At 72.2% G+C, this 16,187-nt stretch carries 13 protein-coding genes; 5 read left to right on the forward strand and 8 right to left on the reverse strand.

What is annotated here, in order from left to right; translation table 11 throughout:
- Positions 1–430 precede the first annotated feature (430 nt).
- On the forward strand, positions 431–2,326 hold the full coding sequence (locus F5972_RS17670; RefSeq protein ID WP_191910178.1) for an HNH endonuclease signature motif containing protein: 1,896 nt from the start codon (positions 431–433) through the stop codon (positions 2,324–2,326).
- 91 nt (positions 2,327–2,417) lie between these two features.
- Here the strand turns inward: F5972_RS17670 and F5972_RS17675 are convergent, their stop codons facing one another.
- Positions 2,418–3,923 carry a peptide MFS transporter gene (locus F5972_RS17675; RefSeq protein WP_150934666.1) on the reverse strand — a complete coding sequence of 502 codons (1,506 nt, stop codon included), beginning with the start codon at positions 3,921–3,923 and terminating at the stop codon, positions 2,418–2,420.
- Positions 3,924–4,091: 168 nt separating this feature from the next.
- Between F5972_RS17675 and F5972_RS17680 the strand changes: the two genes are divergently transcribed.
- Complete coding sequence (locus tag F5972_RS17680) at positions 4,092–5,951, forward strand: AMP-dependent synthetase/ligase (protein WP_150934667.1); 1,860 nt, start codon at positions 4,092–4,094, stop codon at positions 5,949–5,951.
- 126 nt (positions 5,952–6,077) lie between these two features.
- Here the strand turns inward: F5972_RS17680 and F5972_RS17685 are convergent, their stop codons facing one another.
- A complete protein-coding gene (locus F5972_RS17685) occupies positions 6,078–6,434 on the reverse strand; it encodes a hypothetical protein (protein WP_150934668.1) in 357 nt (118 codons plus the stop codon).
- A 78-nt stretch (positions 6,435–6,512) separates the two neighbouring features.
- Between F5972_RS17685 and F5972_RS17690 the strand changes: the two genes are divergently transcribed.
- The 3 genes from F5972_RS17690 to F5972_RS17700 all read left to right on the forward strand — a co-directional run bounded on the left by F5972_RS17690 (position 6,513) and on the right by F5972_RS17700 (position 9,204).
- Complete coding sequence (locus F5972_RS17690; protein WP_150934669.1) at positions 6,513–7,178, forward strand: hypothetical protein; 666 nt, start codon at positions 6,513–6,515, stop codon at positions 7,176–7,178.
- 171 nt (positions 7,179–7,349) lie between these two features.
- Positions 7,350–8,306 carry a hypothetical protein gene (locus F5972_RS17695; RefSeq protein WP_150934670.1) on the forward strand — a complete coding sequence of 319 codons (957 nt, stop codon included), beginning with the start codon at positions 7,350–7,352 and terminating at the stop codon, positions 8,304–8,306.
- Positions 8,307–8,547: 241 nt separating this feature from the next.
- On the forward strand, positions 8,548–9,204 hold the full coding sequence (locus tag F5972_RS17700; RefSeq protein WP_150934671.1) for a response regulator transcription factor: 657 nt from the start codon (positions 8,548–8,550) through the stop codon (positions 9,202–9,204).
- Here F5972_RS17700 and F5972_RS17705 read toward each other — a convergent pair.
- The 6 genes from F5972_RS17705 to lanKC all read right to left on the reverse strand — a co-directional run bounded on the left by F5972_RS17705 (position 9,106) and on the right by lanKC (position 16,020).
- A complete protein-coding gene (locus F5972_RS17705; RefSeq protein WP_150934672.1) occupies positions 9,106–10,941 on the reverse strand; it encodes an ATP-binding cassette domain-containing protein in 1,836 nt (611 codons plus the stop codon). The genes F5972_RS17700 and F5972_RS17705 overlap by 99 nt on opposite strands.
- A complete protein-coding gene (locus tag F5972_RS17710; protein WP_150934673.1) occupies positions 10,938–12,659 on the reverse strand; it encodes an ABC transporter ATP-binding protein in 1,722 nt (573 codons plus the stop codon). Before F5972_RS17710 ends, F5972_RS17705 begins: the two co-directional genes overlap by 4 nt.
- A gap of 105 nt (positions 12,660–12,764) precedes the next feature.
- Entirely contained in the window at positions 12,765–12,893 is a 129-nt protein-coding gene (locus tag F5972_RS17715) for a SapB/AmfS family lanthipeptide (protein WP_150934674.1), read from the reverse strand.
- Positions 12,894–13,017: 124 nt separating this feature from the next.
- Positions 13,018–13,143 carry a SapB/AmfS family lanthipeptide gene (locus tag F5972_RS17720; protein ID WP_150935030.1) on the reverse strand — a complete coding sequence of 42 codons (126 nt, stop codon included), beginning with the start codon at positions 13,141–13,143 and terminating at the stop codon, positions 13,018–13,020.
- 72 nt (positions 13,144–13,215) lie between these two features.
- Positions 13,216–13,341 (reverse strand): SapB/AmfS family lanthipeptide, encoded by a 126-nt coding sequence (locus F5972_RS17725; protein WP_150934675.1) that lies wholly within the window; start codon positions 13,339–13,341, stop codon positions 13,216–13,218.
- A 6-nt stretch (positions 13,342–13,347) separates the two neighbouring features.
- Positions 13,348–16,020: a class III lanthionine synthetase LanKC gene (gene lanKC, locus F5972_RS17730; protein WP_318527603.1), complete on the reverse strand. Its 2,673-nt coding sequence runs from the start codon at positions 16,018–16,020 to the stop codon at positions 13,348–13,350.
- Between the last annotated feature and the right edge of the window lie 167 nt (positions 16,021–16,187).

Here is a 16,187-nt window from a genome sequence, read left to right on the forward strand (position 1 = left end):
CGAATATGTGCCGATTGTCGACCCTGCGACACGAAAGCACGCGAGCCGGTTCGACGACTCGGCAGTATCCACGGAATCGTCCGACTCTGCCCGTCCATCCGATACTCGTCGAGGCAATGTCCCCGGCGCTGAATACACCGGTAACGAGACCGCGGGTGGTTTCTCTCCCGACGGTGTCTTTCCTGGCGGCATCAGGCGCGCCGACAGCGGTGACCCTGCTGATGCTTTCGGCGCCGCTCCCGACGGTGCGTCCGGTGGCGCCTCTGACACTGACCGGGACGCTGCGGGCCAGAATCGGGATGCGCGCCGTGATGGGCCTGCCGGTGGCGAGTCCGGTGACGTCCCTGGTGGCGCCGCCGGTGCTGCTTCTGATGGGGCTTCCGGCGGTGCTTGTGGTGGTGCTTCCGGCGCGGGGTCGTCGTGGGTGGCGGTGGCTACGGTTGCTGAGGCGGCGCGGGCGGTGGCGCTGGTACCGGTGCCGGAGGCGGCGGAGGTGTGCCTGGCCGAGGCCGAGGAGTTGCTGTCGGCGCGCGACCGGATCACCTCGGCGTTGGCCGCCCGGGTCGGCCGCGTTCACCGGGCCGGGGAGGCGAAGAACCACGGGCATGCCTCCACCAAGTTGTGGTTGCGCTCTGCTGGGGGGATGACCCCTGCGGGAGCCGCCCGGTTGGTGACGATGAGCATGGAACTGCACCGCCTCCCGGAGGTGCGCGAGCGGTTCGCCGAGGGCACCTTGCCCGAGGGGATCGTGGAGGCGATCTGCACCGCCATGTTCGGTCTGACCGACGACCAGGCGACCACCGCTGAGCGGATCCTGCTGGAGTTGGCGAACTCGGCGGGTGCGGCGGAGGTGGCCAAGGCCGGGCGGTATCTGCGCGCGGTGCTGGCCCCCGACGGGCATGAGAAAGATGAGCAGGCCGATTTCGATCGCCGGTTCCTCCGGGTGCGCCGGCGCAGGAACGGCGGTGTGGAGGGGGAGTTCTACCTGCCGGTGGAGGCCGCCGCGCGGTTGCAGCACCTGTTCGACGCCTATGCCAAGCCGAAGGCCGAGGGTGACGACCGGACGCTGAGCGTGCGGAACGCGGACGCGCTGATCGCGTTCCTGGAGAACAAGATCGCGACCGAGCTTCTGGTACTGGTCAACGCCGAATCCCTCCCCGACGACCCCACAGCCGACTCCCCAGGCGCCGATCCCGCGAGCACCGGCCCCGCGAGCACCGAACCCGCAGGCACGGACCCCACAGACGATCTAGCAGACGACCCCGCAGGCACGGATCCCTCAACAGACCAGCCCGCCGCCGATCCCAACGACGAGCGTCCGGGCCCCGGGCACTCCGCGACTGCTCCCGGTGGCGAACCCCCCGCCGGTGAGGTTCCGGGGCGTGACAGTGGGCACTGCGCGAGCGACACACCCCAGTGCGACGGTGACCGGTTCGGGAGCGATGATGCGCCGATGCGCGCCGATGAGCAGTGGGCTGAGCCCCTTATCGGCCAGGACCCTGCCACGGATGCTCCCGCCTCCGGCGACGAGCGTTCCGCTCCGGAGCGCTCGGCCACGGGCGGCCCGGACCTCGCTGGCCCGCACTCCCACTCGGCCGACGGCGACGAGCGTGCCGACGCCGCTCGCCCCGCCGACCGTGGTGAGGTCGGTGGGGACCGCTGCGGTGGCGACTGTCCTGCTGGTGACTGTGAGGCGGGGGACCACCGGCATTCCTCCGCGCCTGGTGCGGCGCCGCGCGGGAGGCCGGGTGCGGGAGCCGACGCTCCGCCGGGTGCGGAACAGGGCGGCGACACCTGGCTGAGAGGTGGCGCCTGGCTTGGCGGTGAGGCCTGGGCGGGGATGGGAGCGGATGCCCCGCTGGGGGACAGTCCGCTGGGGGTGGGCTTGAACGGTCCGCCGGGGGTGTGGTTGCGGGGGTTGCCGGGGCTGATCCTGGCGACCGGGCATCTGCTGCCCGCCTCCAGTGTGCACCGGCTGGCTCGCACCAGCACTCTGGTGCGGATCGTCATGGACGCTGCCGGGCAGGTGCTGGACATGGGCCGCAAGGTCCGCCTGGCGACCCCTGCCCAGCGCCGGGCGATCTTCGCCCGGTATGCCACCTGCTGGGTGGACGGCTGCCCCCTGCCCGCCACGATGTGCCAGATCGACCACGTGGAGAACTGGTGCAGCGGCGGGCTGACCGACCTGAAGCTGCTCGGGCCGGCGTGCCAGTTCCACAACCGCGACCGCTACCGCCACCCCACCCGCTACACCCGCCGAAAGATCGGCGACGACCGCTGGGCCTTCACCTACCGCAACCCCCGCACCACCCGATTGCGGGTGTAGACGCGGACGTCGGCAGGGCCAGGCCGGATTCTGCGTACGGCGCGATCGTCCCCTCTCAGCGTCCTGACCCGGCTTCGGCCAGTCGAAGCGGTCAGGACGAGGCGGGCACGGGGGGCAGGTGGTGTTCGGCCATGAGGACGCGGAGCCTGCGGACGAACAGCAGCATGAGGAGACCCGCGGCGACCGCGGCGAGCGCGAGGACCAGGTAGTACACGGGCATGGGCACGACCGTGGTCAGCCGGTAGGTCTGGCCGCCGACGGAGTCGCCGAGGGCCATCGCGAGGTACCACACGCCCATGAGCTGGTTCTCGAAGGCGCGGGGGGCGAGCTTGTTGGTGGCGGAGAGCCCGGCCGGGCTGAGGAACAGCTCGGCGATGGTCTGGATGAGGTAGACCGACAGCAGCCACATGATGGAGACCTTCACCCCGTCCGAGGCGACGCCCGCCGCGACGGACATGACGACGAAGCTCAGCCCGACGATCACCAGCCCGATCGCGAACTTGAGCGGCGTGCTGATCCGGGTGCCGGCCCGGAGGAACATCTCGGCGAACAGCGGGGCGAGCACGATGATCGCGAGAGAGTTGATGTTCCCCACCCAGCCCGGCGGGATCGTGAAGCCGAACACGTCGAGGTCGGTGTCCTTCTTGGCGAACAGCAGCAGCGAGCTTCCGGCCTGGTCGTAGACGAGCCAGAAGATCGCGGCGCCGAGGAACAGCCACACGTACGCGAACAGCCCCCTGCGCTCCTCCGCGGTGACCTCGTGGGACGAGAACAGGAAGGCGAAGTACGCGATCGGCACGACGGCCGTCACGACCGTGAGCACGAGGGCGAAGCGGTCGACGGTGAGCGTCCCGCTGACCGCCCACAGGGCCAGCCCGCCCGCGGCGACGGCGAGGCCGAGCCCGGCGACGAGCTTGAAGCGGTGTTCCTCGGCGGGCGTGAGCCGGTGGTCGGGCTCCTCGCCGGCGCCGCACAGGGTCGCCCGGCCCCGTATGTACTGCACGAGGCCGAAGAGCATGCCGACCGCCGCCGCGCCGAAGGCGAGGTGCCAGCGGCCGCCGGTCTGCAGCCAGGGCACGATCATGATGCCGAGGAACGCGCCCAGGTTGACGCCCATGTAGAAGATTGTGTAGCCGGAGTCGCGCCGGGCGTCGTCCTCGTGCCGGTACAGCTCGCCCACCAGCGCCGCCATGTTCGGCTTGAGCAGGCCGCTGCCCAGCGCGATGAGCACGAGTCCGAGCCAGACGAAGCCGCCGCCCATGGGCATCGCCATGCTCAGGTGGCCACCCATGATCACCGACGCGCCGACGAGGACGGTCCTGCGCGCCCCAAGCAACCGGTCGGCCAGCCAGCCGCCCACGAGGGCCAGCAGGTACACCGAGGCGACGTACACGCCGTAGACGCCCACGGCGGTCGTCTCCGGCAGGCCCATGCCGCCACGGGTGGCGGGCGCCGTCAGGAACAGCACGAGCACGGCGCGCATGCCGTAGTAGCTGAAGCGCTCCCACATCTCCGTGCCGAACAGGGTGGCCAGTCCTCGCGGATGGCCGAAGAACGTCCGCTCCCCGGCAGGCGGCCCTGGTTGTCCGGATGCCATGCGTACCCCCCGATCACGCATCATCTCAGCAACTTTATATGCCTTTATGTCCTGTTTGTCCGTTTGAGATGACGCTTTCGTGCGCTCCCCGCCCGCGGAGTCTTGTCCTCGGTGATCCCCTGTGATGCGATGCAGGCCACGCGTGCGACATACCCGGTGGGAGGCACGATGGCCGGTGTTCTCGAGGAGCGGGCCGCGATCGAACGCGAAATCGCGGGCAGGACCCTCTGCGAACAGCTCAGATGGGCCGCGCAGGAGCACCCGGACGCGCCCGCCTACTCCGATCCCGCCCCCTCCGATTCCGACGCAGCCGGCGGCTGGCGCACGCTGACGTACGCCGAGGCGCGGCGGCGTGTGCTGGAGATCGCCGCCGGCTACGCCGCGCTCGGCCTGCGGCCGGGTGAGGCGGTCGCGCTGATGCTGGTCAACCGGAGCGAGCACGTGCTGGCCGACCTCGGCGCCGTCCACGCGGGCGCCGTCTCCTGCTCCATCTACGCGACCTTCGCCCCCGAGCAGGTCGCGTACGTCGCCCGGGACGTCGGGGCGCGCATCGCGGTGCTCGGCGGCCCCGGCGACCTCGCCCGCTGGGCGCCCGTGTTCGGTGAGCTGCCCGGGCTGACCAGGATCATCATGCTGGAGGGCGCCCCAGAGGGCGACGACCGCTTCATGAGCTGGGACGACTTCCTGGCGATCGGCGCGCGGGCGTACGCCGCCGACCCGGAGGCGGTCGAGCGGCGCTCGCGGGAGGTGGCCCCGGACGACGTCCTGAGCGTGCTGTACACCTCGGGCACGACCGGCATGCCCAAGGGCGTCCCGCTCACCCACGCGAACGTGCTCTTCGAGATCGCGGCGACGCAGCGGATGATCGACCTGCCCGAGCAGGGGACCCAGATCTCCTATCTCACCTACGCCCACATCGCCGAGCGGGCGCTCAGCCTGTACCTGCCGTTGTTCAAGGTCAACCACGTGTACTTCTGCACGGACCTGAACGCGCTCGCCGCGACGCTGGGCCAGGTGCGCCCGGTGCTGTTCTTCGGCGTGCCCCGCGTCTGGGAGAAGATGGCCGCCCGGCTGCAGGCGCTGCTGGCCTCCCAGCCCGCCGAACAGCAGGAGAACGTCCGCGCCGCGATGGCCGCCGGGCTCGCCTACATCGAGGGGCAGCAGTACGGCCACACGGTCTCGTCCGAGGTGCGGGAGGCGTACGAGCGGGCGGACGCCGCGCTGCTGTCGGTGATCCGCGGTTTGATCGGGCTCGACCGGGCCCGCTGGTGCGCCACCGCCGCCGCGCCGATGCCGCCGGAGGTGCAGCGCTTCTTCGGCGGTCTGGGCCTGAAGGTGATCGACGTCTACGGCATGACCGAGACGACCGGCGCCTTCACGGTCAACAGCCCGGAGGTCTTCCGGCTCGGCACGGTGGGACGGGCCGAGCCCGGTGTGGAGGTGCGGGTGGCGGAGGACGGCGAGATCCTCACTCGCAGCCCGCTCAACACCCGGGGCTACCTGGGCCTGCCCGAGGCGACCGCCGAACTGCTGGACGCCGACGGCTGGCTGCACACCGGCGATGTGGGGTCGATCGACGAGGACGGATTCGTCCGCATCGTCGACCGCAAGAAGGAGTTGTTCATCACCTCCGGCGGGGAGAACGTCTCCCCGGCGGGCATCGAGGGCCACCTCAAGGAGCACCCGCTCATCGGGCAGGCACTCGCCTACGGCGAGGGACGGCCGTACCCCGTGGCGATCCTCACCCTCGACGGGGAGGTCGCCCCCGAGTGGGCGCGGGCCCGCGGCATCGCCTTCGAGTCGCTCGCCGATCTGGCCGGGCATCCGGACCTGCTCAAGGAGATCGAGGCGGCGGTGGAGACCGCCAACCGCAAGCTCGCCCGGGTGCAGCAGGTCAAGCGGTGGCGGCTGCTGCCGGTCGAGTGGACGGCCGAGACCGAGGAGCTCACCCCGAGCCTCAAGCTCAAGCGCCGCGTCGTGCATGCCAGGTACGCCGACCTGATCGAGGAACTGTACGCGGAGGGCTGAGCCGGGGGAACTTTTACCGGCCGGGGAGAGTGTCGGGGGCGGGACGCGGGCCGGTCGTGCGTACGGTCTCGGGGCATGACGACGCCTTTCCTCGTGCCCGCACTTGTCGCGTCATCCCTCGCCGCGTCACCCCTCACGCCGGTGGTCCCGGCGGGCGGTGAGACGGCGATCCGCTCGATCGTGGTGCGGCCGTCCGACCCTGTCGTCGGGCCGGCCGGATCGGTGCGGCTGGTCGTCGACGTGATGGCGCGCGGCGCGAACCGCGTCTCGGTCGTCCTCGAACCCGGCCGCGCCCCCTCCGCCGGTGGTGACGAACCCGGTGGCGGGGAACCAGGTGGTGACGAATCCGGTGGTGAGGGCCCAGGTGGGGAAGAGCCCGGTGGAGGGGAGCACGGTGGAGGGGAGCCGGGCGGCGACCTCCCGCCGCAGTCCGGTGACGCCGTGCCACTTCCGGGTCCTGTGCAGGGTCCTGTGCAGGGTCATGAGCAGGATCATGTGCCGGGCCCGGTGCTCGGACCGGGTGGTCTCTGGCAGGGATCGCCGCGTTCGAGGCCCGAACCTATGCCCAGGTCCCCGGCCGTGCGCCCGCGCTTCCCCGTACGACCAGGCGTGCCCGGCGCCTTTCCCGCGACGGTGCCCGGGGTTCCGGGGGTGCCCGGGTTGAGCGGCCTGGCCACCGCGATGCCCGGCATCGTCGGCGCGGCCAGGGACGGACAGGCCGCCGGGCCGCTCCGGGCCGGGACCGCCGGGAGAGGCAGCACCGCCGGGAGAGGCAGTGCAGGGGGATGGGAGACGTGGCGCTTCCTGCCCGACCGGCCTCTGTCGCGGTGGTATCCGAGCGGGCCCTGGACGGTCACCGCGACCGCCGTGGACGCCCGGGGCGGGACGGCCGTCGCGCGGGCGGTGTTCCATCTGCGGCGGGCGACCGAGATCGAGGGGCTCAAGGTCGCCCGTGGCCGGGGCGGGGACGAGACCCGGGTCACCGGGACGCTGCTGCGCGTCGACCCGAGCGGGCGGGTCGACTACCGGCCCTTCCCCGGGCAGCGGGTCAGGATCTCCTTCCGGCCCAGCGGGTCGTCCGAGTGGCGGCCCGTGGGCGAGGCGGTCACCCGGAGGGACGGCTGGTTCAGCGCCCGAACGCGGGAGGACGGCCAGGGCGCCTGGCGGGCCGAGTACGCGGGCTCGCCCCGCTACGCCGCCGACGTCAGCTCGGAACGAGAGGCATAAACCGCCCTTGAATGCCATATAAAGGGCAGAAGTGGCATATAAGCGACAGTTACAGACTTGTTACACTTTGCTCTGAGAAACCTGGCAACTTTCCTTTTCCTTTTTACGTCTATGACGGTGGCGCGCCCCAACCCGGGGGCGCGAGTGAACACGGGGAGAGGACACACCCTCATGGTGAAACGAGCTGCTACCGCCCTGGCAGTGATCGCCATGGGCGCCACGGCGCTCGCGACCGCGCCCGCGTACGCGGACCCGGTCACATCAACGCCGACGCCCACAGACTCGGCCACACCGACGCCGACCCCCACGCCCACCCCGACCCCGGAAGGCCGGCGCCCGTACGTGCCTCAGGCGCGCATCCTCGGGTTCAGCGTCAACCCCGACGTCGTCGTCGTGAGCGGACGTGGCTCCGCCACGGTCTCCGCCTCGGTCAGGACCAAGGACGTCAGGAAGGTCACCTTCACCCTGTCCGGGTCCCGCGGGCACGGCGGCGGCCACGGTGGCCACGACGGCCCCTGGTGGGGCAAGCGTAAGGGCGGCCCGCACGACGGCCCGTCCTTCGACACCTTCTCGCAGTCGTGGAGCTTCGACAGGCACGACAGGGAAGGCGTCTACAGCGTGCGGATCGAGGCCGAGGGCCTCGACGGCCGGACGCTGACCGCGGAGCGTTCCTTCAGGGTCAAGCGCAATGACTGGCACGCGCCGCGTCCGTCGGGCCCGAAGGCGACCCGCATCGTCGGCTTCGACGCCACGCCCGAGCCGGTCCGCAAGGGCCGTGCGCTGACCCTCAAGGGTGAGCTGCAGGTCGCGCAGTGCTACTCCGACTGGTACTTCGGCTGGAACGGCTACAGTGGCCGCCGCGGCGGGGACGACAACTGCTACGACAGCCGTGACTACTGGCACGACTGGCACTGGCTGGGCTCCCAGGAGGTCGGCGTCTACTTCCTGCCCGCGGGCTCCCGCAAGTGGCGGTACGTCGACACCATCAGGACCGACGGCGACGGCGACTTCGCCACGCGGGTGCGGGCCTACCAGTCGGGCACCTGGGGCGTGCGCTTCGACGGCACCCGGCGTCTCAAGGGTTCCGAGGCCACCGACTACGTCAAGGTGATCCGGCACCACCACTAAGAGACACCCAGCCCGGAGAGACAACCTGGGAATATCCTGGGAAAACGAACGAATTTGCAGTTCACGGACGCCCGGCTTCCTCAAGGAGCCGGGCGTCCCGTTTTTTTCCTGACTCATCCGCAGATTAAAGATGACAGTTCGGGTAGAGAGGTCCCGGTGCTCACATTCGGCGGCCATAGTGGGTGAGGTCGCGGTCACACAGGGCGAGCACCCGCTCGCTTCACGTGGTAGGGAGTCTGGGTTGATCCGACTGATGCTCGCCGAGGACATGCACCTCATCCGCAAGGCGCTGGTCGCTCTGCTGTCGAGCGAGGACGACCTGGAGGTCGTGGCCGAGGCGGACAAGGGGGAGGACATCGTGCGGCTGGGCTGTCTGCGGCGCCCCGACGTCGCGGTGCTCGACATCGGGCTGCCCGGCGTCGACGGCCTCACCGCGGCGGCCGAGCTGCACCGCCGATTACCCTCCTGCAAGACCGTCGTGCTCACCGGGCTCGGCACGCCCACGGCCCTGCGCAAGGCCCTGGACGCCAACGTGCGCGGCTACGTGGTGAAGGACGCCTCCCCGGCCCATCTCATCGACTGCATCCGCCGGGTGGCCGCGGGGGAGCGGGTCATCGACCCCGAACTGGCCGTGGCGGCACTCGACGCCGACAGCAACCCGCTGACCGCTCGCGAGCTGGACGTCCTGGAGACCGCCGCCGGCGGGGCCACCGTCTGCGAGATCGCCGCCCGCCTGTCCCTGTCGCAGGGCACCGTGCGCAACTACCTGTCCCGCATCCTCGGCAAGGTGGGCGCCCGCTCACGCGTCGAGGCGATTCAGATCGCCTCCGAGTGCGGCTGGCTCTGGCCGCCGTCCGGGCGAGACATCGGCATCCTCCGCTACCGCCCCCGCCGATAGTCCTTCACTACAGAGCTCCTCGCTCCGGCCGGCCCAGTGACCGGTCCAGTGGCCCACGAGGTCGGCGTACAGGGGTGACGCGGCCACCATCTCCTCGTGGGAGCCGAGCCTGACCCGGGTGCCGTCCATGACAAGCACCCGCTTGGCGCGCAGGGCCGACGAGATGCGGTGGGCCACCACGACCAGCGTCCCGCCGCGCGCCGCGAACGCGGCCTCCGCCCGTGCCTCCGCCACCGGGTCGAGGTGACAGGTCGACTCGTCGAGCACGACCAGCCGTGCGGGGGACAGGTACGTCCTGGCCAGCGCGACCAGCTGCCGTTCGCCCGCCGACAGCTCGGCCGGGTCGAGCGGGCCGCCCGCGCAGCGCCGCGCGAGGTCCGTGAGCCCGAACGCCGCGACCGCCTCGTCCACCCGCTCCGGCGTCGCGCCGGGCGCGAGATAGGTCAGGTTCTCGGCCAGGGTGCCGGGGAAGACGTACGCCTCCTGGGGGATCAGCGCGCGGGCGGCCGGGCGGACCCGCGCGGCCGGGACGCCGCCGACGAGGACCTCGCCCTCGTCCGGCGTGAGCAGGCCGGCGACCAGCGCCGCCAGCGTGGACTTGCCGATCCCGCTCGGGCCGACGACGGCCAGGTGGTCGCCCTCCGGCACGTCGAGGTCCAGGCCGTCGATGACCGGCTCGGGGGCCTTCCGGCCGGCGGCGCCGTACGCGAAGCGGACGCCCCGCAGCACCAGGCGGGCGCCGTCCGGCTCGGTATCGGGCTCGGTATCGGGCTCGGTATCGGGCTCGGTGTCGCCATGCAGAGCCGGCGGCCCGGGAACGTGGAGGATGCGCTCCAGGGTGACGGCGAGGCGTACGCCGCTGACGCCGAGGCCCTGCACCAGGCCGCCCAGCGCGGGGGCGAGCGACTGCATCACGTAGGTCAGCGTGCCGAGGATGACCCCGCCGGTGATCCCCTGGCGGACGAGCCAGGGCGCGCCCGCGAGCAGCAGCACGACCGGCAGCCACGCTCCCACCGCCAGTGACAGCGTCCGCGTCGCGGTCACCCGGGCGAGCGCCCGCGCGGACGCCGCCTGCCGGGTCACCGCCTGCCCGACCTCGGCCGCGACCCGCTCCTCCGCGCCGCAGGCGGTCACGTCGCGCAGCCCGCTCGCCATCGCGGCCACGGCGGCCGCCGTACACTCGTCGGCGACGATGAACTCCCGCTGCCGCCGGGCGAGCGAGGGCAGGGAGACGAGGAACAGGCCCAGCCCGAGGGCCACCGGGGGCAGCACGAGCGGCACCACGGCGGGCGCCAGGGTCGACAGCCCCACCGCCACGCTGACCAGCGTGAACACGAACGACCTGACCACCGTGATGATGGCGCCGAAGGAGTCCCTGGCCAGCTCGACCTGATGGTTCATCCGGGCGACGGCCGCGCTGTCGCCGCCCCGCCCAGCCCGCAATGCCCCGGTCACCACCCGCCTCAGCAGGTCGTCGCGGAACGGCTCGACGATCCCGGCGATCAGCAGCAGCACCTGCCGGGCGGACACCGCGGCCACCGCCCACGCGGCGGCGAGGACCCCGAGCCAGGCCATCCCGACGCCGGGCCGGCCGGCCGCGAACCCGTCGTCCACCGCGCGCGCGACAGCGTACCCGCCGGTCAGCGAGGGCAGGGCCTCCGCCACCGACCAGCAGACCAGCCGCAGCAGCCGGGACGGCTCGCGCCACAGCGCGTCCAGGACGACCCGCCGCCTCACGACGCCTCCTGTTCCTGGAAGACGGGTGCCTGGAAGACGGCCCGGTAGCCGGGGTCGGCCCACAGCCGTTCGTGCGTGCCGATCGCGCGGACCCGCCCGTCCTCCAGCCACACCACCTGGTCGGCCTGGGCCGCGGTCGTCACCCGGTGGGCCACCACCAGGCGGGTGCGGTCGGCCAGGCTGCCCGTGAGCGCGCGCCCGACCTGCCGCTCGGTCACCGTGTCGAGGCTCGACATGGCGTCGTCCAGGATCAGCACCCGCCCGGCCTGCGCGAACGCGCGGGCGAGGCCGATCCGCTGGATCTCGCCGCCGGACATCGGCGCCTCCTCGACCGGTGTGGCGTACCCGAGAGGCAGCCTGCGGACGAAGGAGTCGGCGCAGGCGGCGACGGCGGCGGCCCGCACCGTGTTCTCGTCGTTCTCGTCGTGAGCCGGGAGGCCGAAGCCGACGGCCTCGCCCAGGGTGCGGCCGAACAGGGCCGGGCGCTCGAAGGCGTACCCGACCGCGCGCCGCAGCGGCTCCCTGCCGAGCTCCCGCAGCGGCACGCCGTCCAGCAGCACGACGCCCCGCTCGGGGTCGGCGAGCCGACCGGCGACGGCGGCCAGCGACGACTTACCCGAGCCGGAGCGGCCGACCACCGCCGTGCAGGTGCCTCCCGGCACCACGAAGCTGATCCCGCTCAGCAGCCGGACCCCGTCGGCCCGTACGGTCACGTCACGCAGTTCCAGGGTCCCCGGGCCGGGCGGCAGCGTGCGGGATCCGTACGCCGGGGGCGGCACGGCGAGAAGCTGCTCCAGGCGCTGCGCGGCCGACCGGGCGCGGGCGATGCGCGCGGCGTAGCCGAGCGCCGATCCGAGGCCCGCGCCGAGCACGACGTAGCGCGCGGCGGCGAGCAGTTCGCCCACGGTGAGGCCGCCCGCCGACAGGCGGAGCCCACCGACGGCGAGCACCGCGATCTCCAGGAGCGGGACGACGACGGCGGCCTGCACACCGGCCCGCGCCTGCAGCCGCCACAACGCGAGGCCGTGGGCGCGCAGCCGGGGGAGCGGGGCCAGCACCCGTGCGGCCTCGCGGTCCTCGGTGCCGGCCGCGCTGATGGTGCGGGCCCCGGCGAGCGCCCCGACGAGCATGCCCGCGATCTGGCCCTGCGCCTCCTGGTATCCGCCGGAGGCCGCGGTGGTCTTCCGCATGAACGCGCGCAGCACGGCCACGATCAGCAGCAGGCCGGCCACCAGTGTGACCGCGAGCCACGGGTCGATCAGCGCGAGGGCGACGACGCTGCCAGCCGATGGGATGACCAGGGTGGCGGCCGTCACGACGGCCTCCGGGGTCCGCCCCGCCTCCTCGACGTTCACGCCGGCGCGGGTGACGATCTCCCCGGGCGCGAGATGCCGGGTCATCCCGGTGCCGGCCGACAGGGTGTGGGTCACGACCCGGGTGCGCAGCCACCGGGCGGCCCGCGCGCCGCTCACCCCCGCGGCGAGCACGCCCAGCGCGTCGCACGCGACGACGAGCCCGGCCAGCAGCGCGGCGGCGGCGACCGTCTCCGGGAGGTCGGGGGAGGCGCGCACGACGGCGTCGAGCGCACGGCCGAGCGCCGCCGGGACGAGCAGGTCGGCGGCGGCGCCCGCCAGTGCCGTCACCGTCAGCACCGCCAGCCAGGGACCGCCGCGCCGGACGGCCCGCGCGATCAGCAGGTCCGCCGTACGGGAACTCACCAGGGGTCCTCCAGTCCCGAAACGCCTCCAGCCCGGAAACGCGGAAGCCTGGGCGGCCGCGACGACCGCCCAGACCTTCGCTTCATGCGTCAGCAGCCGCGACTGTCAGCCGCAGATGATGCTCAGGCTGCTGTTCTCGTGCGGGGTGCAGCCGAGCAGGCTCAGGTTGCTGCCCGTGGTGCCGCCGCCGCCACCGGTGGGGGCCTCGAGGGTCTGCAGGTCGAGAAGCGCCATGTGGGTCATCTCCCTTTGGGATGGTTCACTGCCTGGATGGTTCACCCGGCACCGTGCTGGAACACGGGTGTTGGAGCACGGGTGTTGGAGCACGGTGCCGGAAGTCGGGTCGTGCGAGGTGCCGTCAGCCGCAGATGATGCTCAGGCTGCTGTTCTCGTGCGGGGTGCAGCCGAGCAGGCTCAGGTTGCTGCCCGTGGTGCCGCCGCCACCGGTGGGGGCCTCGAGGGTCTGCAGGTCGAGAAGCGCCATGTGGATCATCTCCCTTTGGGATGGTTCACTGCCTGGATGGTTCACCCCGGAAGTGGGGCCGAGCGGGGTGCGTCAGCCGCAGATGAGGCTGAGGCTGCTGTTCTCGTGCGGGGTGCAGGCGAGCAGGCTGAGGTTGCTGCCGCCGCCGCCACCGTGGCCACCGGGGGCCTCGAGGGTCTGCAGGTCGAGAAGCGCCATTGCGATTCACCTCCTTCCGTGGCTGGTCGGGACATGCGACCCGGCGGCGGTACGCAGGGGGGCCTGCGCCTGGGACCGTCCGGGGGGCTCGAGGAACGGGAGGCGGACCGGCTGGTCGTGCAGCGCGGTGCCGAGCGCGAACAGCACGCCGGCGCTCCCTGTGGCGAAGTCCATCGACAGGCGGAGCAACTGGGCCCCGGGGAAGGCCAGCCCGCCCTGGTACGGAAGCTCCTGCCAGGCCAGCCGGGCGATCTGCGCCTCGGCGGCCCCGGGGTCGGGGCGCGAGCCGGACGACAGGCAGGCGATCATGCCCGCCCGGCCGGCGAACAGCCCCGACTGGACGTAGTACGGAAGGGTCAGCACCGACCGGATGGCCGCCAGCGACCCGGCGAAGTCGTCGTCTTCGTGCTGGGCATCGTCACGGTGGGCGAGGTAGCGGTCGAGCACCAGCCCGATGCCGGCCGACCCCTCGTCCAGGTAGGGGTTGGTCCGCCAGCCCTGCTGCACCTGGAGCTGCCCGTCCTCGCGGCCGACGCACCGGCGCAGGTCCTGGCGCAGCGCGGTGGCCGCGAGGTCGAGCAGACCGGGGTCACCGGTGCGCTCGTAGGCGTGCAGGAACATCAGGGCGGGCCCCGACGAGCCGTACATCAGCCCCGCGTGCGGATACCTGCCTCCGCTGATCTCGGGGACGTCGTCCGGGCCGCCGAGCCGGTCGGCCACCGCGGCGACGACGCGCGCGGCCCGCTCGCGGAACTCGGGCTCGCCGGTCGCGTCGTGCAGGCGCATCAGGGCGAGGGCGACGCCGGAGAGGCCGCGGTAGAGGCTGAGGTCGAGCCCTTCCCAGGGCTCCCGCAGGCACCGCTCGGCCACGCCGAGCGCGTCCTCGCGCCGGCCGAGCTCCTCCAGCGCGTACGCCACACCGTGCAGCCCGTTGTAGAAGCCGATCCCGATGCCGGGCTCCGCCGCCCGCCTGACCAGCCACTCCTCGTGCTCGGGGAAGCGCCCGGCCCCGGTCGCGGCCAGCGTGTAGAGCACGCCGGCCGCGCCGTTGGCGAGGCTCACGCCGCCGCCGGGCTCGAACTGGACGATGTCCCCGGGGAAGAGCCGGTCGTCGCGCCCCGGCGTCGCCGAGGCGAGGATCGCCGTCGCCAGGGCGTCCCGGAGCGCGGGCCAGCCCTCGGAGAGCCGGCTCGGCTCCGGTTCGGCAGCATGGACGGCAGAATGGACGGTGGAGTGCACGCCGGTCGTGTCGCCGAGGAGTATCGTCACCGCGCCGTCGATCAGCTCGGGCGGCACCGGGAACGTCTCCTTCACCAGCCTGCCGAGCTGGGCGGCCTTGGGCCGGTGGAGCTGCAGCAGCATGGTGGTCATCGGGGCGAAGATCCCGAGGTGCAGGCAGGCCAGGGCGTACTCGTCGGCCTCGACGCCGGCGAGGCCGCTCGGCGGGACGAAACCGGGGTTGGCCAGCGTGGGCCGTCTGCGCTCCTCGACCGGCGAGGAGACCTCGAAGTCGATCAGCACCACCCGGTCGCCGTCGACGAGGATGTTGAAGGGGTGCAGGTCGCCGAACACCACGCCGCGCTCGTGCAGGGCCGAGACCGCCGCCCGCACCTTGCCGAGCATCGTGACGGCCCACTCCGCGTAGTCCGTGCTCATCTCCGGCGTGCGGTCGGCCCGCGTGAGGGGGTGCTTCTGCGCGATGAGCTGGCTGAGCGAGGTGCCGTCGATGTACTCCTGCGCGAGGAAGTGGTGCTCCCCGACGGTGAAGTGGCTGTGCAGGCGGGGGACGCAGTCCAGCCCGGCGAGGCGCTCCATGATCTCGGCCTCGTGCCGGAGGCGGGTGACCGCGTCGCGGCCCTCCACGTCGAGGCCGGCGTGCGGGCGCGCCTCCTTCAGCACCACCTTCTCGCCGGTGCGCGTGTCGTGCGCGAGGTAGACGCCGCCGCCGTTGGAGAAGTGCAGGACGCTGTCGACCTGGTACGGCACGCCCTCCATGGTCACGGCGTTGCGCGCGGCCAGGTGGGGTTCGAGGAAGGCCGGCAGGGGCACCCAGGAGGGCAGGGAGAACCCCGGGCCGCGCACGTCGGGGACGAGCTCGCCGTCGGCGTTCTCGATCGCGAGGACCTGCTCGCCGCTCTCGTCGAGGCAGTGGCGCTCGGCGAACCCGCCGTACCGCACGTACATCGGTCCGTCGCCGTAGCGCAGGTCGCTGAGGATGTACGGGCCCTCGACGCCGTCGAGGACCTCGGCCAGCTCCTTGAGCGTCAGCTCAAGCTGGGCCTCGTCGACCGGGTAGATGGTGACCAGCTTGCCGCTCGACCCCCGGAAGGCGTACTTGGAGTTCTGCATGGTCATCACGCGCCGGCCGCGCAGGAACTTGAAGGCCAGCCCGCGGGGCACGCAGTAGTCCCACGCCGCGGCGATCACCCGCTCCGCCTCCCGTACGGAGGAGGAGATGTGGATCTTCCAGCCCTGGGTGGGCAACGTGGCGCCGGCCGGCGCGTAGTGCAGCCACGTTCCGGTCGCGAGATGCGCCCACCCCTCGGGGGTGGGCCGCGCGGCCACGGAGAAATCCGGGTGCTCCGCGCGCTTGCTGTCGAGGGTGTCGTAGAACAAGGGATCTGCGAGGCAGTAAATCTCGTACTTACTAATCACCAGATGTCCCCTTAGGCCGGTCACAAGTAAGAATTCCGGAATTGTGGGGACGGGCCAAGTTACGCCCGTCAACTGCGCTATGTGAAATCTGCACATAACGAACCATGACGCGGTCACGGGTCGGGTGGTGACGCTCTCCACGGTCACCGGGAGGCGGCGGGTGAGGCCGCGGTGAGGTCATCTGTCAAATG

This window comes from Microbispora cellulosiformans (genome assembly GCF_008728085.1).
GTDB lineage: Bacteria > Actinomycetota > Actinomycetes > Streptosporangiales > Streptosporangiaceae > Microbispora > Microbispora amethystogenes.

What these genes read in the sequence shown, in the direction of transcription:
- F5972_RS17675 (WP_150934666.1), bottom strand. Translation starts at nt 3,923, where the DNA reads ATGGCATCCGGACAACCAGGGCCGCCTGCCGGGGAGCGGACGTTCTTC.
- F5972_RS17680 (WP_150934667.1), top strand. Translation starts at nt 4,092, where the DNA reads ATGGCCGGTGTTCTCGAGGAGCGGGCCGCGATCGAACGCGAAATCGCG.
- F5972_RS17685 (WP_150934668.1), bottom strand. Translation starts at nt 6,434, where the DNA reads ATGACCCTGCACAGGACCCTGCACAGGACCCGGAAGTGGCACGGCGTC.
- F5972_RS17690 (WP_150934669.1), top strand. Translation starts at nt 6,513, where the DNA reads ATGCCCAGGTCCCCGGCCGTGCGCCCGCGCTTCCCCGTACGACCAGGC.
- F5972_RS17695 (WP_150934670.1), top strand. Translation starts at nt 7,350, where the DNA reads ATGGTGAAACGAGCTGCTACCGCCCTGGCAGTGATCGCCATGGGCGCC.
- F5972_RS17715 (WP_150934674.1), bottom strand. Translation starts at nt 12,893, where the DNA reads ATGGCGCTTCTCGACCTGCAGACCCTCGAGGCCCCCACCGGTGGCGGC.
- F5972_RS17720 (WP_150935030.1), bottom strand. Translation starts at nt 13,143, where the DNA reads ATGGCGCTTCTCGACCTGCAGACCCTCGAGGCCCCCACCGGTGGCGGC.
- F5972_RS17725 (WP_150934675.1), bottom strand. Translation starts at nt 13,341, where the DNA reads ATGGCGCTTCTCGACCTGCAGACCCTCGAGGCCCCCGGTGGCCACGGT.